The organism is Pseudomonas sp. TMW22090 (assembly GCF_022496665.1).
GTDB classification, from domain to species: domain Bacteria; phylum Pseudomonadota; class Gammaproteobacteria; order Pseudomonadales; family Pseudomonadaceae; genus Aquipseudomonas; species Aquipseudomonas gregormendelii.
The window spans coordinates 182,401-205,391 of sequence record NZ_SCFH01000001.1; the positions used below are offsets into that span (position 1 = coordinate 182,401).

Sequence of the window (22,991 nt, forward strand, 5' to 3'; positions counted from 1 at the left end):
ATCATTCTAGGGAGGGAAGACGGGCGACACGCCAACACCCGTAAAAATAGTTAAATCTTGGGTGAGACAACCAGCAGGTAGTCCGTATAGCGATCGATGGTGAGTGGAAAGACTTTCTCCAGCGTTGCCAGGCCTTCGTCCAGGTGATCAAGTTGGAAGGTGCCGCTGACTTTGAGGGCGCCCAGGCGCGGATCCCGTACCATTATAATTCCCGGGCGGTAGCGTTCGACCTGCTCAAGCACCTGAGACAGCGGTGTCAGCTCAAATACCAGGCGGCCCTGTTCCCAAGCCAGCATCTTGTCTGCGTCCACATTCTGCTTTGGGCCCAGGCCGTCGGCACGCGCGCCGACAGTCTGGCCAGCGCCGAGCGTCACCTTTTCAAGTCCTTCGGTGACGGCGACACGTCCGCGGCGCACCGTGACATCGACGTATTCGCCCTCGCGGCGCACCGCATAGAGGGTGCCCAGGGCCGTCGCATTCAAGGCGCCCGCCTGCACACTGAACGGGCGCAGCGGGTCCGGCTTTACATCGAACAGGGCCTCGCCCTTGCGCAGGGTTATGCGTCGCCCATCGGCAGTGAGGTCCACATCAACGGCGCTGTTGGCATTCAAGGTGATGCGAGAACCGTCGGCCAGGACGACCTGTCGCCGCTCACCGGTGCCGGTGTAATAGTCAGCATTCAATGCCATTGCTTGAACCCATGCCAAGCCGACACCGAGCATCATCGATGCGGCGATGCCCATCGCCCAGATTCGACGTGAAGCCGGCCGTGTCGGGACGCGAGGTTCAGCCAGATGCGCACTTAAACACCACACACGCCGCGCTTCGACAAACGCGCGCTGATGCTCCGGTGCCTGCTCGCACCAAGCCCGCGCCGCAGCCTGATCAGAGGCAAGCGCCGAACCCGAGGTGAGGCGAATCACCCACGCCTGGGCAGTGCGCTGAACCTCGGTAAAGGACGGGGTGGTGTCGGGTTGATCGTGCATACCGGCTATCGTTGCAGGCATTGGCTGAGAAAGTCGAGTGCAATGGCTAATTGTTTTTCCACCGTGCTGATCGATACCTGCAGTTGCAGAGCCACTTCCTTGTGGGGAAGGTTTCGCAGCCGACACAGCGTAAATATTTGCTGGCACTGGGCAGGCAAGCGATCCAGGGCCTGGGCCATGGCCGCGAGATCCTGTTGCGCGACCACGACATCGAACAGCGCCGGGCTTTCCCCCGTAACCTCGTACAGGTAGGCAATGCCTTCGCCCAGTTGCTCGCGGGTTTGCCTGCTGCGGGCATGATCGATTGCCAGGTTTCGGGCAATTTTAAAGATAAAACCTCGCAGATTGAGCACCGGTTTGCGTGGCGGCTGACGGAGCAGGCGCAGGTAGGTTTCCTGAGCAAGATCGGCAGCGGCCTCGGGATTGCGCAACTGGCGATGAAGAAACGAGCGCAACTCGGTGGAATGGGCCCGGAAGGCGAGCTCAAGCTCTTCGGTGGTCATGCTCGACATTAGCAGGAGATCACACAGCGGAAAGCATTGCACTTTAATGATAATGTTTCGTATTTACAATGCTTCAATGCCTACGCTTAGGTTAAGGAGGGGCTCAGTAGCCGACCCCACGCACTCCGCCCGATGCCCTGATGGATTCACCTGTCACCCAATGAGAGTCCTCGCCGGCCAGGAATACTGCCAATGGCGCGATGTCTTCTGGCTCGCCAAAACGGCCCAATGGCGTTCCAGCGATAAGTTTTTCGCCAAACTCGCCGGCAAAATTACCGTCAGTGGCAGGCGTGTTGGTGTGTCCCGGCAAGATGGCGTTCACCCGAATGCCCCGTGGCCCGAGTTCTCTGGCCAAGGCAAGCGTGAGCGTATCGACCGCGCCTTTGGTGGCCGAATACACACTTGAAGCCAGGTAGGGATCGGTGCTCAGGATGGAGCTGATGTTGATGATGCTGGCGGACGGCCCCATGAGTTTTACTGCTTCGCGAACGCTCAGCAGGTAGCCGAGTACGTTCAGGTTGAACTGCTGGTGAAAGGCTTCTTCGGTGAGGTCGTCAATCATCTGGAAAACGGCGACACCCGCGTTGTTGACGAGAATATCCAAAGTCCCGTAATTGGCCTTGACCGTGTCAAACAAACGGACCACGTCTGCCGCCTTACTCATGTCGGCCTGAATGGCAGCAGCATTGCCGCCCTGTGCCTGGATTTGTGCAACCACCGAATCAGCGTCGTTTTTGCTCGACGAATAGTTCACCACCACCGTGGCGCCCGATGCGCCAAGCGCCTTGGCGATACCGGCACCGATGCCTTTTGACGCGCCGGTTACCAGCGCAATTTTTCCTTCAAGTTTCATAAATTACCTTTCTAGCTGAAATACAGGGTTGTGCAGCGCGATCGGCAGGTCACCTGTCAGGGCTGAGCGTTTCTTGCTGCTTGGCCACTAGTATTTAGCCATTGCACGGCCAGACGCTTGCCAGTTGCTCTCGCAGTCTTGACTATTCTTCTCTCGTCCTTGCGAAGTCCGCTGCAGTGCTTCATGTTCGTTCGCATGAATGAAGCAATGGATGAACTACGTCGCATCGTGATGCGCGCAGAAAACCGCTGGACGGATACTGGGTTACCGCGTGTGGCGATGGTCCAGGCTGAAGCGTGTGCGAATCAGGTGTATCAGCCGATGATGCACCTGGTGCTCCAGGGTGCCAAAACGCTGTCCATTGGTGATCAGATGGTGTGTTACGGACCGGCAACCTATTTCCTGGTGCCCGTTGATGTGCCTGCTGCCGGCGAAATTCATCCTGGTGGGCCGGACCAGCCGTATCTGGCGATCAGCCTGACGCTGAATGCCGACACCATTGCCTCATTGCTGCTCGAGGAGCTCGAATCGAGTGAAAGCACTGCACTCAGCTGCTTCTCGCCCGTGCCTGCACCGGAGGAATTGCTCGATGCGTGGCTGCGTATGCTGCGACTCATTGACCGACCTGGCGAGGCGGCCGTGCTGGCGCCGATGATCGAGCGGGAGATTCGGTTTCGACTGCTGCAGGGCCCTTTGGGCGGGATATTGCGGGAAATGGCTCGTCCAGATGGCCGGCTGGCACAGGTCCGACGTGCCACACAATGGATCGCCGAGCACTACACCGAACCCTTTCGGGTGGAACCACTCGCCGCGATGACTGGAATGAGCGTTGCGGCGTTTTATCGTCATTTCAAAGCCATCACCGCCATGACGCCTATTCAGTACCAAAAGCGTTTGCGCCTGTTAAGGGCCCGCTGGCTCCTGCTGTTCGAGACACGAAATGCTGCGTCCATCGCGTTTGCCGTCGGGTACGAAAGCGCTTCACAATTCAGCCGCGAATACGCCCGCCTGTTTGGCATGCCCCCGGCCAAAGATGCCGCAACCTTCAAATCGCCGACGGGTGCTGCCAACCCTCACAGGGCGAATCCGGCGATTTATCAGAACTGACGCTCCCGGCCAAATCAAGGCCACTGTTGCTTCCCGGAAAAACGAGCGGTGAAGTTCGTCCCCAACTCAGGCGTCGAAGTCACTTTCAAGTTTCCGCTGTGCGCGGTGGCGATCTGCGATGCGATGTACAAACCCAATCCGAGGCCCTCGCCACGTTGACCTGATTCCGATCGTGTGAAGGGTTCGAACAATAGCGGCACCAGGTTGGCAGGGATGGGTTCGCCCTGATTGGTCACGGAGATGACGATGTCATCAGCGTCGGCATAGGCTTGTACGCTGATGACAGCGGTCGTAGAGCCATGGGTGACTGCGTTGCCCAACAGGTTTGAAAGCAACTGGCTGATGCGCAGCGGATCGCAATACACCCCCGCAGGTAGGGCTATCGAACTGCTCAAGCGTGCGGCCGGGTTGGATGATTGAATTTCATCAACGGTCAGGCGCAGCGTGCGTTCCAGGTCATCTACCACCTGTCGTTTGCACGGTATCCCGCCGCCCATTCGGCCCCTGGCAAAATCCAGCACGTTTTCGATCAGGGTTCCCATTCGTATGGAGCTTTGGCGGATGGCTGCAACCAGACCCAGCGAACGTTTGTCGGCCGATTGGGTTTGCAGCAGTTCAGCACTCATGCGAATAGCGCTCAGCGGCGTACGCAAATCGTGTCCGAGCACGGCAATGAACTGCTCTCGCAGCCGGGCACTTTCATTGGCATCCACCAGCGAGGCTTGCGCAGCATGCAGGTCGCGCTGGGTATCGAGGTTCATGGCGATCAATTGAGCGAACAGCGTAAGCGTTTTCTCGATAGCAGGATCGTCCAGCTTTGCAGTAACGGAGTCGATGGCACACAAGGTGCCAAAAAAGTCGCCATTGGCTTTGATGATGGGGATGGAAATGTAGCTTTCCAGGCCGTAGATCCTGGGAGTGTGATGTCGCGAAAAAACCGGGTCTTGGCTCGCGTGGCCGAAAATGACCGGCTTTCTGTGCTGGCGGATTTCGTGGCAGATAGTCGATTCCAGCACCAGCTCTCCACCGGGCTGGAGCCCGAAGTTGATGGAGTCATCCACCGCGCAGGCAATCCACTTCTGCTCGGTCACTCTCGCCACCGCAGCAAATCGCATCCCGGTGATGTGTTTGACCATACTCAAGATGACCGGAACGGCGTCTATGCTGCGTATGGCCTCTACATCCGAGGAAAACTCTGGGCTGGTCATGATTTGGCGATTCGTATGGGGATGAGCAAAGACTATCTCCAAATGGGCCGCCGGGCCAATCCGAGGCCATCTGCCGCGGAGCGAGTATCGGGCCAGTGAGCGCTAACGTCAGTTGACCCGATCGGTCCTCGCATTGTGCAAGCCTCAGAAAGCAGGATTACCTGCAGCAAACGCCGCTCCCTCGATGTGATAGACCTGCGGTTCTGCCGAGAAATATTCCTGCAGGCCCGTCATGAACAACCGATGGTCTTCACTCGCTTCAAAGCCCGGGACGTGGTCCTCGAGTGATTGCCAACGTACGATCAGGTTGAATTGCTGCGGGGTTTCGATCCCATGCGCCAGCATGTGCCCGCCGTAACCTTTTGCGCGGCAGAGCAAGGGAGCCACCTGTGCAAATGCATGCCGGAAGCTTTCAATCCGGTCTTTGTGAACGGGCAGCAGAGCGATTTCATAAATCATGGGATTCCCCTGGAGTGAGTTCAGCGCTGGTGAGAAGCGACGGCACGACGGCAATCGCGATTTTTCCTTGAATACCGTTGTTGGGGCTCTCCAGTCGCGCATGGGCGAGCGCAAGGTCTGCAAGTGAATAGACGGCGCCAACGTGCGGGCGCAGCTGACCACGTTCAATCAATGCGCTCAACTCATCCAGCTTGCCGCGGTTTTGCCGGGTGAAAACAAAGTGATAACTCGCGTTCTTGCCCCAGGCCTGAACCAGGTTCTGTGGCTTGGCAATGTCCACGATGGAGACAACCCGGCCGAGTTGGGCGAGGGCGTCCGGGCTGCGGGCTAAGGTGTTGCCGCCGATGGTGTCAAATACCACGTCGACTCCGCGGCCATCCGTTTCCCGATTGATGGCGTCGACGTAATCCTCCTTTTCGTAGTCGATGATCACATCGGCACCCATGCTTCGTACGAACTCAAAGTTCGCTTCGCGCACGGTCGTGAAGACCCGCGCGCCAATGGCTTTTGCCAACTGGATCGCGACATGACCGACGCCTCCCGCGCCGCCGTGGATCAGAATGCTTTCGCCCACTTTGAGCGCCGCTCGCACGGTCAGTGCTTCCCACGCCGTTCCGCCGACCAGGCTCAGGCTGGCCGCCTCGAGATGGCTCAGGGAGGCGGGCTTCTTGCCGACAATGTTTTGGGCCGCAACGTGGTACTCGGCATAACTGCCCGAGCCGTCAAATATTTGCGGGGTGTACCAGACTTCGTCGCCGGGAGCGAAAGCCGTGACGCCCGGCCCGACTTCCTCAACAACGCCAGATACGTCGTGCCCGCTTATCGCCGGAAGTGGCACCAGGTCGGGATAATCGCCGCGGCGAACCTGGTAATCCAATGGATTGATGGAGGTAGCGTGTACCCGTACCAGGACTTGTCCCGTGCCAGGTACTGGCTTGGTCACGTCGCAAAGTTCGAACGATTCCGGGCCACCGAAGGATTTGATGATCATCGCTTTCATTGTGAAACCTCACTTCTGGAAAAAGGGATATCGAGAATTATCGATGTGTATCCGCAGAGAAAATCACTAGTGTGTTCCTAGCCCTCACAGTGTCTTATTTCGGTTAAAAGGGATATCGAGAAATCTCGATATCGTGCGGTACAAAATTACAGCTCTGTACCGATGATCTCGGCGAGAGCACGGATGGTTGCTTCGTTACGCTTGTAGTAGGTCCACTGACCAATGCGCCTGACTTCGACCAGCCCGGCTCGTTGCAGCGTTGCAAGATAGTCAGACACCGTCGACTGAGACAGACCGACGCCTTCTTGAATACTGCTGACGCAAACGCCAACCGTAAGCACATCTCCCTCATCCTGCGCAGGAAAGCTGTTCACCGGATCCTTCAATCCTTTGAGGATTTCGAGCCGGGTGCGGTTTGACAGTGCTTTGAAAATTTCAAGTAAGTCCATTGCTTCAGGATATCGAAATTTACCGATATGTCAATGCGTGGACAAGGCGCGGTTGGTGCTCTGCGACTACTGGTGCTAAACAGGCGTCCAATCGCTAGCCATGGGTGGGTTGGTTTAAGCGTGCAGCCTTGAATTACTCATTTCCGCATGAGGTCTTGAGCGACGGCTGTTGGTCGATTATCTCCTGCTCCCTCACCGTGTTCATCCCAAGCAATGGCAGTCCCAACAGGGTCAACCCGACGCCCACCAGTGCACTCACGGTCAGCGGATCGCCGAACTGCAGCCATGCCCACAGCAGGGTCACCGGGGGCGTCAGAAACAGCGCACCGCTGATGCGTTGAATGCTGAAACGCTGCAGGCACAGCCAATAAAATCCATAGCCGCCCAGAGTCGAGAAGACCACCAACCACACCACGCCCCCGGCAAAGCCGGCGCTGGTCGGCGGCAATATCGCTCCTTCGAGGCACGCCAGCACGGCAAACACCGGGATCACGGCGCATACCTGAATGAACAGCGCAGTGGAGGCGGGCATCAATGCGCCAGGCGAGGCTTTCTGATACAGCGTGGCCGCCGCCAGGGAAAGGACTGCCAGCAGTGGCAGGCTGTAGACCCAGAGGTCAGCGGCGTCCCATTCCACGTTGGCGCCGCTGGCTACCATCATGCCGGTCAAACACAACCCCAGGCCGACCCACTGCCAGCCGCGGGTGCGTTGCCCGGGCACGTTGACCGCCAGCACCACAATGGTCAGTGGTAGCAAATTGGCCAGGAGTGAGGCGGTGCCCGGCGCGACACCCAGTTGAATCGATGCGGCGATGGGGCCTATGTAGCCGCCAATCGCAAACAACCCCAGCAGGGCTTGATGGGCCACATCACGGCCGCCCAACGTCCGCAAACCCGCGCAGGCAAAGGGCAGTAACACAGCCGCCGCCAGGATAAAACGCCACACGGAGGCCAGGTAGACGCTTCCCTGATCCGCGACATAGCGGTAACCGATGAAACCAGAGCTCCAGCTGACGACCATGGCCGCCAGCAGCACGGCGCTGATCAAAATAGGTGAGCGTATGACGTTCATCGAATGGCACCTGACAGGGGGCTGAGTTCGATGGTATGAATGATTGACTGATGCAATCAAACGATACGATCAGCACCACTGATGCAGGATTCCTGAACCATGGCTGAAGCGCTTGATATCGATCTCCTGCGAACGTTTCACGCCGTCTTGCGCTTTGGGCAATTCCTGGCGGCGGCCAGCTTTTTGAACAAAAGCCCATCGGCGGTCAGCCTGCACGTTCGCCGCCTGGAAGCCGTGGCCGGGGGACGCTTGCTGGAACGCGATAACCAGACAGTCAGCCTGACTCCGCTGGGCCGTCGCTTTGCGCTGCAAAGCGCCGAACTGCTGCGGCTGCACGACGGGCTGCTAGCCAGTTTTATCGCGCCGGTGGCCAGTGGACGAGTCAGGCTGGGCATTTCTGAGGAGTACGCCGGCGCGGTACTGGCTTGTACGCTGCCGCACCTGGCGGCGGATTTTCCCTGTGTCGAGCTGGAGGTTGAAACGGGTTCCAGTGGCCGTTTGAACACGCGCCTGCAGCGTGGTCAACTGGACATGGCGCTGTTAGTGGCCCCGGCTGATGTTGCTGTGTCGCAGGCGCGCTGCATCAAGACCTTCGGCATTACCCAACCTGTCTGGGTGGCCGCCCACGGCTACCTGCAGGACCTCGCCAAACCGGTGCCCCTTGCATTGCACGGCAAGGGTTGCCCCTATCGAAGCGTGGCTGTCGACGCGTTGAGTCAGCAGGGTCGCCGCTGGCGAACGGTGATCATCAGCGCCGGGGTGATCGCTTTGGAAGCCGCCATCGAGGCCGGATTGGCCGTTGGCATCGTTGACCGGGCCCGGGTAAGCCAAGGCATGCGCGTGCTGACGGTCGCCGACGGCTTCCCTGAGCTGCCCGTACACGAATTGCGCCTGATGCTGGCCCCAGGGGAATTAAGTGAGGCGGGAGAGGTGCTGGCTAGATTGATCAGCCATGGTTTTGAGTGTTAGTGCCAGAGTTACGTTATCGTGCTGCATACGGTGCTGCGATAGGCAGCGCTCTTTGCAGTGCGGAGATCTGTTTTTGGATGCCTGAAGGCTGTAATTGGCCTATTGGTGAGTAAGGGTGGCAATCGACCCAAAGCGGCCGGTCGCGTATCTACGAAGTGAGGGGCGGTTCAAAAATCCCTCTAGAATGGCCCCGAGATGAGCGTCGATCGCCTTCCAGTCATTCACTCAAAGGATGAACACTATGGACCGCACCAACCATATCTGTCTGATGGCGATGTACAACGATTGGATGAACGCGAAGGTTTATGAGGCGGCCAGAAGTCTGACAGATGAAGAGCTGTCAGTGGATAGGCAAGCATTCTTCGGTTCTATTCTCGGGACGTTGAACCACCTGGTGGCGGGGGACACGGTCTGGCTGCAGAGATTTGCCAGGCACCCAGCGAACTACTTGGCTCTGAAGCCGATTCAACAGCTCCCGCCCCCCCAAAGCCTCGACCAGTTACTGTTCTCGGATATCCGCGAACTGTCGACACATCGCGTTTGGCTCGATCAGGTAATTGTCGCGTGGTCTCGCTCCATCAAAGAGTCGGATCTAGATTATCCCCTCAGTTACACAAGCATGAAGGGAGCCCCCGCTGACAGGAACTTTTATGGCTTGGTCATGCATTTCTTCAACCACCAGACTCATCACCGAGGGCAAGTAACGACTTTGCTTTCACAAAGTGGCGTCGACGTAGGCGATACTGATCTGGTCGCCCTTGTTCCTTCCGAGTCCCGCACATAAGCTGAAAAACCAGCTGACGGATCTCGATGCCTGTTTCGTCGCCCGACCCGCTCAGAGCGTCATCTACAGTGAACGAAGGGACGTTTTTGGCCGTTTTCCGCGCCTCGCGACAGGCCTATGGGCCTGAAGCTAACCTTAGACTTTTCTACAACCGTTGACCGTTTCGCTGCTGTTTCACCTTATACATCTCGCGGTCTGCCAGCTTTGTGGCCTCGTCCACAGTGATGTTGCCCGGTATCACGGTCACTACGCCAACACTCGCACCGGTGTATTCAATTCCACCAAGACCATGGCCCAGTTCATATCGCCCGATTGTGGCTTTGGCCAGGCGAGCCTGAAGCAGTTCGGCGGCATGTCGCATGTCTTTTTCCTGGTCCGAGTGGCCGGAAGGTGTGCCCAGGGCGATCACGATGAACTCATCGCCGCCAGTACGCCCGATGATGTCGCTGCTCCTGAGGCCATGCTGCAGTTGGGCGGCGACGCCGCACAGTAGTCGGTCTCCCGCCAAGTGGCCGCGGGTGTCGTTGATGAGCTTGAAGCCATCCAGATCGATGACACTGATGAGGATGTACTTGTTCTCCCGCTGGGCGAGGGCGAACAGGCGCGCGGCGTCGTTCAGAACGGCACGCCGGTTGGCCAGACCAGTGAGTGGGTCTGTCAGGGCCAGCTTGGTCAGCTCGGTGTTGGCGGCCTGGAGTTGCTCAACCAGCAGCCCACGTTCAAGGGCATATCCCAGTAACGCTGCCAGCAGCATCAGCAAGGGTTCCACTTCAGGGGAGCGAGCCACCTGATCGGAGCTGGCGGCGCATACGGTCCCCAACACCTGCCCATTCTGGGATCGGATGGGTGCGCTTACATAAGTCCTGATACCCAAGGCTGCGGCGGCCTCCGAGTCACCCCAAATTTCGGCGACGTTATCCGAGTACATGCGATTTTCGTCCAGCGCGCGCTTGCACAAGGTGTCCGCCCAAGGCACGACCAACCCTTCGGGAATGACCATGTCACCGACGTTGCGTGCAAATTCGACACGCTGGACACCCTTGTCGGTGTCAATGGTCGTCAGGTAGGTCGACTCCATGCCGGTGACCTGGTTGAGCAGGGTCAGCAGGGGGCGCGTCAGCTGCTCCAGGGTCCGGGCTGTTGGAAGGGTATCGGAGAGAAAAGAGAGGATCTGATCCATTAGGGGTTGCCGATAACTAAGGGGTGGTTCAATTATCGACTGATCGGCGCATTACTGAACAGTGCGGAGTGTTACGCAAACAGAGTGACCGCTTCTTGCCGATTTCTACCCGTGACGGGCAGCAATCTGCCCAAAGTGGACGTTGGCAAGTGGTAGAGGGGGACCGTTTCCCGTCGACCATGAGGAACTTCAGTCGGCTATTTAGCAGGTGCTGGCCAAACTGTACATCGCTATTCAATTGACGTCCTCCGGCCGTCATTTTTCTTTCATCTTGGCATTCAGCTGCTGCCTATGGCGGTAGGCGCCCCTTCTCAAAGTCATTTCCAACTTTCTTGCGAGCCAACCACCGGTCGACTTTTCTGTGCGCCGCTTGAACCTCTGCGCAAAGAGGTCTAATTATTATGCGTGGGAAAAAATCCCACGCACAGAATGCCAAAAGATTTATAACGATTCCCGACTTGATTTGGCGTTTCTCGCGGTAATGACCAGGAGACGGAAAATGCAATTTCATAGGCTGTTCAAGAAGGCTCTATTGGCCATGGCGATTGGTGGCGTGCTGTCGGCGTCCATCGTTTTGGTTCCGGATTCGATTTCTCATAGCTCCAGTGCTTACGCCAAAGACGGTGGCGGTCATGGCGGTGGAGGCGGTGGCCACGGCGGAAACGGAGGAGGGGGCGGTGGAAACGGAGGAGGTGGCGGTGGAACCGGAGGCGGAAACGGAGGAGGTGGCGGTGGAACCGGAGGCGGTGGTGGCAACGTTGGCAATGGTGGAAACGGCGGAAACGGCGGCGGAAACGGAGGTGGAGGTGGCCATGGTGGAAGCAGCGGCGGCAACGGAAGTGGCAGTGGCAGTGGCAGTGGTGGCGGTGGTCATGCCGGCAACGGCGGTGGTAACAGTGGTAGCAGCCATGGCGATGCAGGTCGGGACCATGCTGGGAGTTCGAACTCCGGGCGCGGCGGCAACCATGCTGAAGCCGGAGATGATCATGGCAACCATGTTGGCGGTCAGCCTGGCGATGATCATGGCAACCATGTTGGCGGCGAGCCCGGGGACGATCATGGCAATCATGTTGGCGGCGAGCCTGGCGACGACCGTGGCAATCACGTTGGTGGTGTGCCTGGTGATAATCGTGGCAACCCTGTGGGTAATGAACCGGGTGATGACCGCGGCATTCACGTCGGAGGCGAAGCAGGGGATGACAACAGCAGGACCTGACCTACTCTGATGGGATCTCATACAAAACCTTCGGGGCGGGTTTTGTATGAGGATTGGTCCAGCCCATACAGCTCCCACTCAACGCCTGTGCAGTGAGCGCTTACAGCTATCCCTATCCCTAGCAAAAGTGGGTAACAACCCGTATGGGATTTTTTCCCGCGTCGTTATACTGGGTTTATCTGTCAAGGAATGTGCTGTATGCAATCGCCCACTTTACCTCCCTCTCTGTTAGGAGCCCTTCGGCGGGTCATGCGCCCGCTGGTGCGCCTGATGCTGCGCAAAGGGGTCACCTATACGGTATTCGCCGATCTGCTCAAAGAGGTGTTTGTCGATGTGGCTGATCGTGAGTTTCGCTTGGATGACAAAGTTTCGAGCGACAGCCGCATCAGCCTGCTCACGGGGGTCCATCGCAAGGATGTGCGACGGCTGCGAAACGAGAGCGACGCGTCAATCGCTGCGCTGCCGGAGAACATTACTTTAAGCGCGCAACTGGTCAACGCCTGGACCAACAGCCGGCCTTTCTGCACGGATGCTGGCCAGGCTTTACCGCTGCCGCGACTGGCCAGTGTCGGCGGTGAGTGCTCCTTTGATGCCCTGATGGCGAAGGTCAGTACGGACATCCGCGCGCGGGTGGTGCTCGATGAATGGTTGCGCCTCGGCGTCGTGCGCCTCGATGAACGTGACCGTGTACACCTTGAAGCCCAGGCGTTCTTGCCGCAGAAGGGCTTCGACGAGAAAGCCGCGTACTTTGGCCACAATCTGCACGATCACGCCAGTGCAGCGGTGCATAACCTGAGCGGGGAAGGCCTGCCTTTCTTCGAGCGCAGCGTGCACTACGACGCCCTGGCCGCGGTCAGTGTCGACACTTTGCGCGAGGCCGTTGCCAAGGAGGGGATGCAAACCCTGCTCAATTTCAGCCGGCTTGCCGCAGACCTCGAAAATCTTGATTCGCCAGGTATCGAGCAACGTCAACGCATCACAATCGGGCTCTATTTCTACACTGAGCCCACCGATCCTGTTTCGTCGATGACGCCTGCCCCATGATCTCCCTGAAGCGCTGCCTCAGTATTGTCACTCTTGTCCTGGTTTTCGGACTGAACCTGGTGACTCCCTCACGGGTCGACGCAGCACCGGCATGCGTTAGCCGCGATGAAGTGGGAATGTCGGGCGCATCGAGCTTGCAGTTTCCGGGTGGCATTGGCGGTACCGGGGCAAAGACAGGCGGTGTGGGCGGTACAGGCATCCACGCCGAAAGCGGTGGTGTGGGTGGCACCGGCGCGCCGCTCCAGCAGCGTCCCGGCGGCACCGGTGGTACGGGCGCGGTGGCTGCCGGCGTGGATGGCACCATCATCAATCGTGGTCACGGCGGGGTGGGTGGCACGGGCGCACCGATCCTGGATCCGGGAGGTGTTGGCGGCACTGGAATCGTTGGCACCATCACTGGGTTCGCTTCGATTTGCGTCAATGGAATGGAAGTACACTTCGGCAAAGACGTACCGGTGAGCGAAAACGGCGTCGCCGCGAGTAGCGCTCATCTGGCGATAGGACAGGTTGTTGCGGTGGAAGCATTCGCCACTAAACAAGGCCTGCGAGCCGGACGTATCTCGATCCTGAACGTCTATGAAGGGCCGCTGACGGCATTACCCACTGCTTCGGCGCCGCTGCGGGTCATGGGGCAACCCGTGCGTCTTGCCGTGGGGGCTCGGGTTGCTGAAGGGCTACGCACGGGTGAACCGGTCAGAGTCAGCGGTCTACGAGATGCCAATGGTGAAGTATTTGCTAGTCGCATCGAACGGGCGCCAACCCTCAGGGAAGCGAGTGCCATCGGCTCGATAGATCCTGCCGGCAGCCTCCAGGGGCTGAAACTGGGAAGTCGCGTGGCACCGGGGCAGGAAGTGCTGGTGCGTGGCCAGTGGTCCGGTCACCAGTTGGAGATCGCTCAAAGCAGTCGTGACCCGAGCCTGCCTTTTGCCGGCCGTGTGCATGAGGCCGTGATCGAAGGTCTGGTACAAAGCCGACAGGACCGACACCTGGTGGTCGCAGGCTTTAATGTGACACTGGGGCACGACACAGTGTTTGTAGGCGAGCAGCCCGGCACATTGGCACTGGATCAACGCGTTCGGGTGAGCGGCGTGTTTAGTGGTACGCGTGAAATACGGGCAACCCGTGTCGAGTTACATAGCGAACGCGCCGACACCTCGGGCAGGGGGCAAGGGGGACGTGACAACCGAACGGGCGCCGACACGGAACAGAGTGCCGATGACTCGGGCAACGCCAGCAACAGCAGCGGTAACGGTGGGCGCGATGTAAGCCCGCACAGTGAAAGTAGTGAAAGTAGTGAAGGCAGTGAGGGCAGTGAGGGCGGCAGCGGTGGAAGCCACGCGGACGACCGCAACAACAGCGGCAAATCCGAGACCGTGGACAAGTCTGGAAAATCAGAGCATGTCGAGAAAGTGGAGCAACCCGAGAAGGAGGGCAACAGTGGACGGCCTGAAAAGGTAGAGAAGGTTGAGAAGGTAGAGAAGGTTGAGAAGGTTGAGAAGGTTGAGAAGGTTGAGAAGGTTGAGAAGGTTGAGAAGGTTGAAAAAGTCGAGAAGGTAGAGCGCCCCGAAAAGGTTGAAAAAGTCGAGAAGGTAGAGCGCCCCGAAAAGGTCGAAAAAGTCGAGAAGGTAGAGCGGCCAGAGAAAGTCGAGAAAGTCGAGAAGGTAGAGCGCCCAGAAAAGGTAGAAAAAGTCGAACTACCTGAAAAGGTCGAAAAGGTAGAGAAAGTAGAGAAAGTAGAGAAAGTGGATCGATCTGGCCGTTCGGCATAAGCGCTGCGGTAATTCTACAAGCGGTGAATAAGCAACTAGGCTGGGTATGTTCGATCACGCTTCTCAACGGGACTTTGAGGTGACGATGAGACCCATGCTGCCTCTTTTTGCCAGCCTGCTGGCAAGCTTTACCCTGCAGGCCTCGGGCGATACCTTCAGCACTGCCATCGGCATGGACTATTCAAGCGGTGACTATGGCACCGGCACCACTTCGGAAATCTGGTATGTCCCCGTTGTGGGAAAGTATGAAACGGGCCCTATGACCTACAAGGTTACGGTGCCCTGGTTGCGCATCACTAACCCCGAAGTTGGCCCGAACGGCGACCCGTTGCCCGGTGGTTGCAGGGATGTGGAAAGTGGCTTGGGCGATACCGTCACAAGCGCAGATTATGCGTTGCTCGATGGCAGTGAGGGGGGCGTGATGCTGGATCTGATCGGCAAGGTCAAGTTCCCCACCGCAGATGAAGATCACTGCCTGGGCACCGGCGAATTCGACTATACCGCTCAGGTTGACATCGCCAAGGCCTTCGGCTCGGTGACCGGCTTCGCGACCCTGGGATGGAAAAAGTTTGGCGACCTACCCGATAGCAATTTCGACGACCCGATATTTGCCAGCCTCGGCTTTGCCATGCCCGTGGCTGTGCGCACTACGGCGGGCGCCTCCTACGACTGGAGGCAGAAAGTCGTCTCCACCGGTTCGCAAATTCAGGAACTCACCCTGTTCGTCACGCATAAGCTCAGCCACCAATGGAAGATTCAACTGTACGCGGTCAAAGGCTTTTCTGACGCAAGCCCGGATGCAGAGGGCGGGCTGGTGCTTTATCACATGTTCTAATGGCGACGCATTGCCCCTGACTTACCAAACGCATCAGACTGACTGCTTTTGGCCGATCCTGTTGAAAAAGTCGGTCTGCCCAAACTGCCTGATCATTGGCTGGTGAAAACGCTTTTTTGTACGCTGCTACGTGAAATCCGAGTCCTGAAGCCTCTCCCAGAAGTAAAGATTTCAATCTCGGATGCGTACTTTTCTGATGCGCAAACCATGGCCGACTTTTTCAACAGAATCGGCCGACGACAGCCTGTCATGAAGGGCTGCAATCGACCGAATATCGCAGTCATTCCCCAAAACCAAACCTGTCCCTGAAGAGCAACACTGCGAGAACACCTGACAGTCTATTCTTCAAGACTTGACTCCACATGATCAGGGCGCAGATGCATGAACTCTCTTTGGATCGCACTGGCCATTTTCGGGTGCCTGGTTGCCGCCTCGCTTCTCATGATGCATTGGTACCCTAAGCTGGCGTCCCACCACAGGGATGACGACACCAACACCGTCATTCGCCTGGTAGCCAACATTTTTGTGGTGATGACGTCGCTGGTCTTTGGTCTGATGATTAATTCTGCCAAGAATACCTTCGAGTCCATTGATACAAACTTCCACGGGTATGCAACCAGCCTGATTATTTTTGACCGCACGCTACGAGGCTATGGAGATGCGACACAAGAGACGCGCCACCGCCTGATCACCTATCTGGAGCGCGCTATCGAGACCCCGTATCGAGGTGACGAGGCATTGCAGCATCGCAACAGCGAAGCGGCTCAATACCTGGATGACATAGGCAAGTCTTTGACCGGTATAAAGCCTCCGGATCGCTTCCATGAAACGATGCTTCAGGATATCCGGCAGCAATATCATTCGCTCATCGAGCAACGTTGGAGGATCGTCGAGCAGTCAGAGGGAGCTATTCCGGGCCCTTTGATTGGGATGCTGGTTGCCTGGTTAACGCTCATCTTCGCCAGTTTTGGATACCGCGCTCCTCGCAACTCGATGGTGATTGGGATGTTCATCATCTCGTCCTTGCTCATCGCGGCTTCTGTTTACCTTGTATTGGACATGGACGTGCCATTTCACGGCCCTATCCAGATATCCGACGAGCCCCTGCGCAGGGCGCTCGCCGTTATGCAGCTCTAGGCGGTTCATCGGGCACTTGCCTTCTGAATGGCTGCTTTCGGAGCGGACGAAGTCGAAGGTCCGCTACTGGCCGATTGCTGCCTGTCGCGAAAGGCTGCAATCGACCCAAAGCAGGCACTTACGTTTAAGCCTGCAGGCGGATTTGTCCTTCGTGAAGTAAGCGCTTAGCGTCTCACAAGCGTGATAAAGAATTGGCTGTCGCCGCGTCTGCTAAGCTCGTGTCCATATCATTTCAAAGAGATGACCGAATGTCATTCGTGGACAAATTTGTCGCTGAGATATTGGCTCTGCAGGTTGCGTTGTATCACTCGCATGCTCGATTGGAGGCGCGGACTGATAGCGAGGCTTTGCACGATCTCAGGATAGTTGTAAGGCGAATCAGGAGCTTACTCCGGCCGATGCGCTCGTTGAGACCGGTCGAGGCGTTGAATAATGCGGCGGCCGACTTAGGTAGGCTTACCACTCCTGCTCGCGATCTCGAGGTAATGATTGAGGAATTGGCGGGCAGAGGATTTGCTGGTCAAGCTCAGATTAGAAAAAAACGCCTCGACTCTAGCTACTCCATGATCCTAAAGAGCCCGACCCTCAAGAACCTGTTCATTCAACTGGATAAACGGCCTTCCGACTTCCGCACATTGGAAGTTAACGGCGGTTTAAGTAACCTCCAGCCTAAAATTGAAAAAGCCCTGAAAAAGCAGATCGACCGTTTACATGCTGCAGTGGATGACGCTGGGTTTGATCGCCACGAGTTGAGAATCCTTGTTAAGCGCACGCGCTACCTCACGGAAGCTTTTCCTAAGCTTTCACCTCTCTCACAGAAAGCGGCAAGTTCACTCAAAGCACTGCAATCGGCTCTAGGCTCCTGGCACGACCACTATCAATGGTGTCAAAAGGCGCTGATCGAATCAGACCTGCGCCCGCTGGAAAAGGCTTGGCAGAGCTGCGCAGCAACAGCGCTCAACAAGGCAGAGGCGCAACTGGTCGATCTGGCAAAATTGCTGCCAAAAATTTCAGGAAAAAAAAAGCTGCCCAAAGTGGCAGCAGAAAATACAGCAGGCATTGAATAGACTAAGTATTACTGCCGGGATGTTACAAAACGATGACGATTTTGGGTGGGCGAAGATGTCTCATTCTGAAAGCTCAAGCACAGGCCTATTTACACTGATAGGTAAGGGGTGGGCTGAGTGGACACGGTTTTCCAGCTGTTTCACGAAGGTTTCGGCTTCTGCATAGCTGTGAAATTTGACGCACAAGGCGTCCATCCATACTAGCCAGCCTTCGGGTGTATTCGCTTCTTCGATTCTGATTTGCATCATTTGAGTCCTTTCGTGCGGTGGTTCAGGCCAACCACAAGCCTAAATAGAAAAGCTCGTGCCTTTTAGGAGTTCGATCATCGAATCGGAAGCGTAAGTTTACTCTTCAATTGGGTTCATCTGATGGTTTTCTCAGTGACTCAATTCCCCTTCTGATGGCCTCGGCGTTCACGTCGAGTGTGGCGATCGCGCCCAGAGCCGTACTTGATACGCCTGTGGAGCCTCTCTGGTCTACCCACATCGCTATCGCCTCGATGGCGTCGGCAAGCGCGAGCTGGTTTTCGTAAAGCTTCTCGAGGATTTCTGGCAGATGAGTGTTTGCTTGCATGGCGACATTTCCTCAGCGCGAATGGAAAGATTAGCAGTCGCAAGACGGCGTGCAGTGGCTTCGTGGTGATTATCCGGTTTTCAGTCGAGCGCTACGGTTCCTGGCTGCCATGCTCATAGCGCATTAGCAGGCTCCTCCAGCCTGCGCACATCGCCCAAAGAATCTCGCTGCATCGACTGCAGGTTTTTCTCGATGGTTTCGCAGAGGTCTTCCATCTGGATCTGGTGTTCGCTGTGGCGGAACGGGCTTTGCAGGTCGGTGCCGATGCGTTCGATGGCCAATAGCATAAAGCCCACGACGGTCGAAGCCAGTGGCGTGAACCAGCCGAGGGATTCCACCAGGCCCACCGGCACGATCAGGCAAAACAGCGAGATAAACAGCCGCGGAAAATACACGTAAGGGTAGGGCAGCGGGGTATTGGCGATCCGCTCCATGCCTCCCTGGCTGTTGGACAGGTCCACCAGGGTTGACTCCAGCCGGGCTAGGCGGATGCTGTCCAGCCGCCCGGCCTTGTACTCCCGGGCCAGCAACGCTGCTGAGCCGGTGAGGATGTCGTTGGCAAAGTTGTTGGTGGTGCCACTGCGAGCAAATTCCTCTGCGGGAATAAACGCGCGGACTTCCTCCGGACAAGCATGGCCCTGTAAATGCGCCGCCAGGCAATTCACGTATGCCACGTGGCGGCGCAGCAGCGTCGACTTGACCGGATTGACCTCTGGGCCAGGGTCATCCAGCAGCGTCAGCACTTGACGGGCGAAGCTGCGAGAGTTGTTTATCATCGAACCCCACAACGTCCGCGCTTCCCACCAACGGTTGTAGGCACTGCTGTTGCGAAAGCTGATCAGCACCACCAATGCCGAACCGAGCAATGTCAGGGGCATCAGCGGCAGGTTGATCTTGGCGTTGAGAAACAGCATAAAGTCCACGGTGACCGCAATGTCCCAGAGCAACAGCCAGAACAACGCCCAGCCCACATAACCCATGGTCTTGATAATCAGTCGGTATTTTTTGATGACGGCAGCTTTCAAACGGAAACCTCGTGGTGAGCGGTAAGCATTAACGCCTTACCTCGGACGCTGTTTTCGGGGGAAAGGTTCGGTCTGCGCCGCCGATTCATGATGAGTTCTACCAAGGCTGGCGGCGTTGCTTCTTCCTCAAATCGAACGCTGATTGACACGCGCCATCAGTTGCTCGGCACTTTCCTTGCGCTCCGAGTAGCGATCGACCAGAAAATCCTGGCGGTCGCGCAGCAGGAGGGTGAACTTCACCAGCTCCTCCATGACATCGACAACCCGATCATAGAACGGCGATGGTTTCATTCGCCCGGCGTCGTCGAATTCCATGTAGGCCTTAGGCACTGACGATTGATTGGGGATGGTGAACATGCGCATCCAGCGTCCCAGCACACGCAGCTGATTGACCACGTTGAACGACTGGGAGCCGCCACACACCTGCATCACTGCCAGGGTCTTGCCCTGGGTCGGACGAACTGCGCCGAGCTCCAGCGGGATCCAGTCGATTTGTGCCTTGAACACCGCCGACATCGCGCCATGGCGTTCCGGTGAACACCAGACCTGACCTTCCGACCACACCACCAGATCGCGCAGTTCCTGCACCTTTGGGTGTTCGACCGGAACATCGTCAGGCAACGGCAAGCCGGACGGGTTAAAGATGCGCACCTCAGCGCCGAAGTGCTCGAGCAGGCGGGCGGCTTCTTCTACCAGCAGTCGGCTGAAGGAGCGTTCGCGGTTCGATCCGTACAGCAGCAGGATGCGCGGTTTGGGGGCGCCCGGGGTCGATGTTTGCGAACCTTCGAACAGGGTGGCATCGAGGTTGGGCAGGTGTTCTGACATGGATTGTTCTCCTCAGAGAGTGCCGATGCGATCGAGCTCGTGTTTGAGTTCATCGCGGCTGAGACGGTTGAAGGGCAGTTCGAGGAAGGCCTTGCAGCGTTTTTCGATGCGCGCGAGCGTGGCACGGAAAGCGGCGTCGATCAGCGCTTCGTCACCGCTGACGTCGGATGGATCTTCCAGCCCCCAGTGGGCTTTCAGCGCCGGGCCGAAGTACACCGGACAGGTTTCGCCTGCGGCTTTGTCGCAGACCGTAATGACGATATCCGGCGGGTGTCCTTCGAAGGCGTCGTTGCCTTTGCTGTACAAACCATCGATGGAGATACCGGCCTGCTGCAAGGTAGACAGGCTGCGCGGCAACACCTGGCCCTTGGGAAAGCTGCCAGAACTCACCGCTTCGAACCCGGCGGGCGACAGATGATTGAACATGGCTTCAGACAGAATGCTGCGGCAGCTGTTGGCCGTGCACATGAACAGGACTTGCATGGGGTACTCCAGCCGCTATGGGCGGACATCAAAGGACAGATCAAACGGGCTTCAGCAGCAGGCGCTTTCGCGCACAGGCCGTGCATTCATGTTCTGCAGGCGTGAGGAGTTGTCCATGAGCCAATCGGCATTAGCCTTTGCCGTCACTCGCAGGATTTCGTGAGCCCACTCCGGCAGCTGCGGGTTAAGACGGTAATACACCCACTGGCCCTGACGCCGATCCAGCAGCAGGCCGTTGCTGCGCAATTGTGCGAGGTGGCGGCTGATTTTCGGTTGGCTATCGTCGAGTGCGCACATCAGTTCGCAGACGCATAACTCGCCCTGCTCGGCGATCAGCAGGGTGGCGCGCACGCGGGTCTCGTCGGCCAGGCTCTTGAAGATTTCAAGGGGGGTAATCATCGCAAGCGCTCTTTACATATGGATAATCGAATATACGGATAACCATATGTATTAAGCAAGTCAGAAACTCATGCGGCTTAGCCGAGGAGGCGTGGCGGCAATGCCATCTGCTTTTGTGTGCGTAATGGTTGTAAGGCCAATGGTTGCCAGGCTTGTGGCCTGGACTGTGCACGCGCGGTAGGCATGGGATGGAGTGTCTGCACTTTTCAGCTTTCAGCAGCAGTGCTTGGCTCCTGACCCGCCTCAGCTTCCATTTTCAAGCGGTCAGCCTTGCTGATGTATTTCGCCTTGGCCGGTGCCAATTTGGCGCTGGCCTTTTTCGCGTGAGCCTTCAATAACTGCTTTATTTTTTTCTGCCGGTTCATTTTTCTCTGCCCAACTTGTAAGTTCATCAATGATATCAGCTTACAAATTGAGGCAGATCCACATATGGACAAAACCTCCAGCGAGCTTCCACGGTTGCTCATCCGCCTGCCCATTCCCGCCGATGCTCGCGCGATCGCCACGTTGCACATCCGCAGCTGGCAGGCGACCTATCGGGGGCTGCTGTCGGATGGATACCTGAGTGCGCTGGACGCCAGCATAGATCGGCGCGTGGCCTTTCTGGCCAAAGCCATCGAGGCTGGTAGCCAGGCAATTCGAGTGGCAGAACTGGAGGGCAACCTGGTCGGCTGGAGCTCATTCGGGTCCAGCCGTGACGAGGATGCCGGCGCAGGCGATGGCGAGCTGAAGGCCATCTACCTTGACCCACAGGCTTGGGGCCAGGGCATCGGCACGGCGCTGTGGGCCGTGTCGCGCGAGGTGCTGGTGGGTGAGGGTTTGCAGCGAGTCAGCGCCTGGGTGCTGGACGGCAACGAGCGCGCCAGTCGCTTCTACCGCAAACTCGGTTTCACGGCAGAGGCGGCCAGCCAGCGCACCTTCGAGGAAAATGGCGAGCCACTACCGCTGACTCGCTATCACCTTCAGCTCAACGCTGGGTTGTGATCAATGGCTGCGCCAGGAACTCATCGATCAGCCCTACGACCTGCTGCTGGATTGCCTCTCGAGAGCGTCCGCCTTCGCCATCCTGGCAGATGATCCCGTCGCCTGGTACGTCCTCTTCAAGCATCGCCACCGCACCCGGTTTGCACAATGACAGGAAGCTGAAGTGACTGGCATCGCTGATCTCGATGTAACGACTGGATGCCGGGGGCAGGCGTCTGGCCAGGTTGGCAGATTCCAGCTCGGCAGGAAGGTCGGCAGATGGAGCGCCGGCAGCGATCACCAGGGTCGGCACCGGCAGCGCTGCCAGGCTGGCGTCGGTCATTCCCCGTGACTGGCCCAGGTCCAGGCTGACGACAGAGGTGACACGTTTATCGCGCAAATCCGCAGCCAGTCGGGTTCTCGCGTCCGGGGTGCTGGCAGGGTTGATCTGTCGGTAAACGGAGCAACTGGCCAGCGTCGTGTGGACTTTGCAATCCAGGTCGAAGCGCTCGGGATCGAAACGTGCCCCGCCGATTTCCAACGCGGTCCAGCCGCCGAGTGAATGGCCCACTACGGCAACCCGTCCTGTCGCGACCTCGCCAAATCTTTTCGGCTGAGCCTGCACTGCATCGATGGCCCGGCTCAAATCGGCAGGGCGTTGCCATAACTGTGCTGCGGCCTGGGGGCTACGTTCATGAGTGGTGGTGCCGGGGTGGTTAACAGCGGCGACGATATAGCCCTTATGGGCCAAGGCAGTGGCGAGCCACGCCTGATTGCTCCAGTTACCGCGATAACCATGAGAGATCACCACCAGAGGATGCGCGCCGGCTGCCACGGGCGCATTGCGCACTGCAAGTACTCCGACGAATGCCGGGTTGTCAGCGATCAACTCGGGGGTTGCGGTAGATGCTGTGGGGTACCAGACGGCCAGCTCCAGTGGGCGGTAGTCTTGGGTGTCAGGTAGTGTGGAGCTCTGGAAGCCGACATGGGTGGTGTCAGCGACTGCACGGGTGGCCAGGCAGATGAGCAGAAGGGTGCCTATAGCGCTTTTCATTGTTTTTATCTTCCTTGAATGGATTCAGCC

Annotated in this window: 27 protein-coding genes and 1 pseudogene; 11 read left to right on the forward strand and 17 right to left on the reverse strand. The window is 57.7% G+C overall.

What is annotated here, in order from left to right:
- Window positions 1–50 precede the first annotated feature (50 nt).
- From EQV97_RS00865 to EQV97_RS00875, 3 genes are all read right to left on the reverse strand, one after another.
- Window positions 51–986: a FecR family protein gene (locus EQV97_RS00865; RefSeq protein ID WP_240888152.1), complete on the reverse strand. Its 936-nt coding sequence runs from the start codon at window positions 984–986 to the stop codon at window positions 51–53.
- Between the two features lie 5 nt (window positions 987–991).
- Window positions 992–1,498: an RNA polymerase sigma factor gene (locus tag EQV97_RS00870; RefSeq protein ID WP_122838579.1), complete on the reverse strand. Its 507-nt coding sequence runs from the start codon at window positions 1,496–1,498 to the stop codon at window positions 992–994.
- Between the two features lie 94 nt (window positions 1,499–1,592).
- Window positions 1,593–2,342: a glucose 1-dehydrogenase gene (locus EQV97_RS00875; RefSeq protein ID WP_122838580.1), complete on the reverse strand. Its 750-nt coding sequence runs from the start codon at window positions 2,340–2,342 to the stop codon at window positions 1,593–1,595.
- Window positions 2,343–2,549: 207 nt separating this feature from the next.
- Between EQV97_RS00875 and EQV97_RS00880 the strand changes: the two genes are divergently transcribed.
- Window positions 2,550–3,449, forward strand: coding sequence for an AraC family transcriptional regulator (locus tag EQV97_RS00880; RefSeq protein WP_240888153.1), 900 nt, complete (start codon window positions 2,550–2,552; stop codon window positions 3,447–3,449).
- A 14-nt stretch (window positions 3,450–3,463) separates the two neighbouring features.
- On the opposite strand, the gene EQV97_RS00885 is transcribed toward EQV97_RS00880, so the two are convergent.
- The 5 genes from EQV97_RS00885 to EQV97_RS00905 all read right to left on the reverse strand — a co-directional run bounded on the left by EQV97_RS00885 (window position 3,464) and on the right by EQV97_RS00905 (window position 7,637).
- Window positions 3,464–4,657 carry a GAF domain-containing sensor histidine kinase gene (locus tag EQV97_RS00885; protein WP_240888154.1) on the reverse strand — a complete coding sequence of 398 codons (1,194 nt, stop codon included), beginning with the start codon at window positions 4,655–4,657 and terminating at the stop codon, window positions 3,464–3,466.
- Between the two features lie 144 nt (window positions 4,658–4,801).
- On the reverse strand, window positions 4,802–5,116 hold the full coding sequence (locus EQV97_RS00890; RefSeq protein ID WP_240888155.1) for an antibiotic biosynthesis monooxygenase: 315 nt from the start codon (window positions 5,114–5,116) through the stop codon (window positions 4,802–4,804).
- The gene (locus EQV97_RS00895; protein ID WP_240888156.1) at window positions 5,106–6,116 is read right to left on the reverse strand and encodes a zinc-dependent alcohol dehydrogenase family protein; all 1,011 of its coding nucleotides are present in this window, start codon (window positions 6,114–6,116) and stop codon (window positions 5,106–5,108) included. The genes EQV97_RS00890 and EQV97_RS00895 overlap by 11 nt, the downstream gene beginning before the upstream one ends.
- Before the next feature lie 146 nt (window positions 6,117–6,262).
- On the reverse strand, window positions 6,263–6,565 hold the full coding sequence (locus EQV97_RS00900) for a metalloregulator ArsR/SmtB family transcription factor (protein WP_045057854.1): 303 nt from the start codon (window positions 6,563–6,565) through the stop codon (window positions 6,263–6,265).
- 133 nt (window positions 6,566–6,698) lie between these two features.
- Window positions 6,699–7,637: a DMT family transporter gene (locus tag EQV97_RS00905; RefSeq protein ID WP_240888157.1), complete on the reverse strand. Its 939-nt coding sequence runs from the start codon at window positions 7,635–7,637 to the stop codon at window positions 6,699–6,701.
- 99 nt (window positions 7,638–7,736) lie between these two features.
- On the opposite strand from EQV97_RS00905, the gene EQV97_RS00910 reads away from it, so the two are divergent.
- Together EQV97_RS00910 and EQV97_RS00915 are read left to right on the forward strand one after the other, a co-directional pair.
- Window positions 7,737–8,606: a LysR family transcriptional regulator gene (locus EQV97_RS00910; protein ID WP_122838586.1), complete on the forward strand. Its 870-nt coding sequence runs from the start codon at window positions 7,737–7,739 to the stop codon at window positions 8,604–8,606.
- A gap of 241 nt (window positions 8,607–8,847) precedes the next feature.
- On the forward strand, window positions 8,848–9,390 hold the full coding sequence (locus EQV97_RS00915; protein ID WP_240888158.1) for a DinB family protein: 543 nt from the start codon (window positions 8,848–8,850) through the stop codon (window positions 9,388–9,390).
- A gap of 145 nt (window positions 9,391–9,535) precedes the next feature.
- Here EQV97_RS00915 and EQV97_RS00920 read toward each other — a convergent pair whose 3' ends face one another.
- A complete protein-coding gene (locus EQV97_RS00920; protein ID WP_122838588.1) occupies window positions 9,536–10,570 on the reverse strand; it encodes a GGDEF domain-containing protein in 1,035 nt (344 codons plus the stop codon).
- A 499-nt stretch (window positions 10,571–11,069) separates the two neighbouring features.
- Here EQV97_RS00920 and EQV97_RS00925 point away from each other — a divergent pair, with 499 nt between their 5' ends.
- The 6 genes from EQV97_RS00925 (at window position 11,070) to EQV97_RS00950 (ending at window position 17,638) form a co-directional block, all read left to right on the forward strand.
- A complete protein-coding gene (locus tag EQV97_RS00925) occupies window positions 11,070–11,786 on the forward strand; it encodes a hypothetical protein (protein ID WP_240888159.1) in 717 nt (238 codons plus the stop codon).
- A 198-nt stretch (window positions 11,787–11,984) separates the two neighbouring features.
- Window positions 11,985–12,830, forward strand: a complete 846-nt coding sequence (locus tag EQV97_RS00930; protein ID WP_240888160.1) for a DUF6502 family protein — start codon at window positions 11,985–11,987, stop codon at window positions 12,828–12,830.
- Window positions 12,827–14,599, forward strand: coding sequence for a DUF5666 domain-containing protein (locus EQV97_RS00935; RefSeq protein WP_240888161.1), 1,773 nt, complete (start codon window positions 12,827–12,829; stop codon window positions 14,597–14,599). The genes EQV97_RS00930 and EQV97_RS00935 overlap by 4 nt, the downstream gene beginning before the upstream one ends.
- 94 nt (window positions 14,600–14,693) lie before the next feature.
- The gene (locus tag EQV97_RS00940; RefSeq protein ID WP_240888660.1) at window positions 14,694–15,434 is read left to right on the forward strand and encodes a hypothetical protein; all 741 of its coding nucleotides are present in this window, start codon (window positions 14,694–14,696) and stop codon (window positions 15,432–15,434) included.
- Between the two features lie 381 nt (window positions 15,435–15,815).
- Window positions 15,816–16,571 carry a DUF4239 domain-containing protein gene (locus EQV97_RS00945; protein WP_122838594.1) on the forward strand — a complete coding sequence of 252 codons (756 nt, stop codon included), beginning with the start codon at window positions 15,816–15,818 and terminating at the stop codon, window positions 16,569–16,571.
- A gap of 248 nt (window positions 16,572–16,819) precedes the next feature.
- On the forward strand, window positions 16,820–17,638 hold the full coding sequence (locus EQV97_RS00950) for a CHAD domain-containing protein (protein ID WP_240888162.1): 819 nt from the start codon (window positions 16,820–16,822) through the stop codon (window positions 17,636–17,638).
- Between the two features lie 60 nt (window positions 17,639–17,698).
- Here EQV97_RS00950 and EQV97_RS00955 read toward each other — a convergent pair whose 3' ends face one another.
- From EQV97_RS00955 to EQV97_RS00980, 6 genes are all read right to left on the reverse strand, one after another.
- Complete coding sequence (locus EQV97_RS00955; RefSeq protein WP_240888163.1) at window positions 17,699–17,884, reverse strand: hypothetical protein; 186 nt, start codon at window positions 17,882–17,884, stop codon at window positions 17,699–17,701.
- A 106-nt stretch (window positions 17,885–17,990) separates the two neighbouring features.
- The gene (locus tag EQV97_RS00960) at window positions 17,991–18,212 is read right to left on the reverse strand and encodes a hypothetical protein (RefSeq protein ID WP_240888164.1); all 222 of its coding nucleotides are present in this window, start codon (window positions 18,210–18,212) and stop codon (window positions 17,991–17,993) included.
- A 113-nt stretch (window positions 18,213–18,325) separates the two neighbouring features.
- Window positions 18,326–19,237, reverse strand: a complete 912-nt coding sequence (locus EQV97_RS00965; RefSeq protein ID WP_122839968.1) for a bestrophin family ion channel — start codon at window positions 19,235–19,237, stop codon at window positions 18,326–18,328.
- A gap of 126 nt (window positions 19,238–19,363) precedes the next feature.
- Window positions 19,364–20,062, reverse strand: coding sequence for an arsenical resistance protein ArsH (gene arsH, locus EQV97_RS00970; protein ID WP_122839969.1), 699 nt, complete (start codon window positions 20,060–20,062; stop codon window positions 19,364–19,366).
- 12 nt (window positions 20,063–20,074) lie between these two features.
- Window positions 20,075–20,545: an arsenate reductase ArsC gene (locus tag EQV97_RS00975; RefSeq protein ID WP_240888166.1), complete on the reverse strand. Its 471-nt coding sequence runs from the start codon at window positions 20,543–20,545 to the stop codon at window positions 20,075–20,077.
- 51 nt (window positions 20,546–20,596) lie between these two features.
- Window positions 20,597–20,944: a metalloregulator ArsR/SmtB family transcription factor gene (locus tag EQV97_RS00980; RefSeq protein WP_240888169.1), complete on the reverse strand. Its 348-nt coding sequence runs from the start codon at window positions 20,942–20,944 to the stop codon at window positions 20,597–20,599.
- A 97-nt stretch (window positions 20,945–21,041) separates the two neighbouring features.
- Between EQV97_RS00980 and EQV97_RS00985 the strand changes: the two are divergent.
- Window positions 21,042–21,125: pseudogene (locus tag EQV97_RS00985) on the forward strand (hypothetical protein); the annotation flags it as partial.
- A 25-nt stretch (window positions 21,126–21,150) separates the two neighbouring features.
- Here EQV97_RS00985 and EQV97_RS28955 read toward each other — a convergent pair.
- Complete coding sequence (locus tag EQV97_RS28955) at window positions 21,151–21,411, reverse strand: DUF2986 domain-containing protein (RefSeq protein ID WP_318653921.1); 261 nt, start codon at window positions 21,409–21,411, stop codon at window positions 21,151–21,153.
- Here EQV97_RS28955 and EQV97_RS00995 point away from each other — a divergent pair.
- Window positions 21,374–21,928, forward strand: a complete 555-nt coding sequence (locus tag EQV97_RS00995) for a GNAT family N-acetyltransferase (RefSeq protein WP_240888171.1) — start codon at window positions 21,374–21,376, stop codon at window positions 21,926–21,928. The genes EQV97_RS28955 and EQV97_RS00995 overlap by 38 nt on opposite strands.
- On the opposite strand, the gene EQV97_RS01000 is transcribed toward EQV97_RS00995, so the two are convergent.
- Window positions 21,912–22,961, reverse strand: a complete 1,050-nt coding sequence (locus EQV97_RS01000) for an alpha/beta fold hydrolase (protein WP_240888173.1) — start codon at window positions 22,959–22,961, stop codon at window positions 21,912–21,914. The two genes, EQV97_RS00995 and EQV97_RS01000, sit on opposite strands and share 17 nt — an antisense overlap.
- Between the last annotated feature and the right edge of the window lie 30 nt (window positions 22,962–22,991).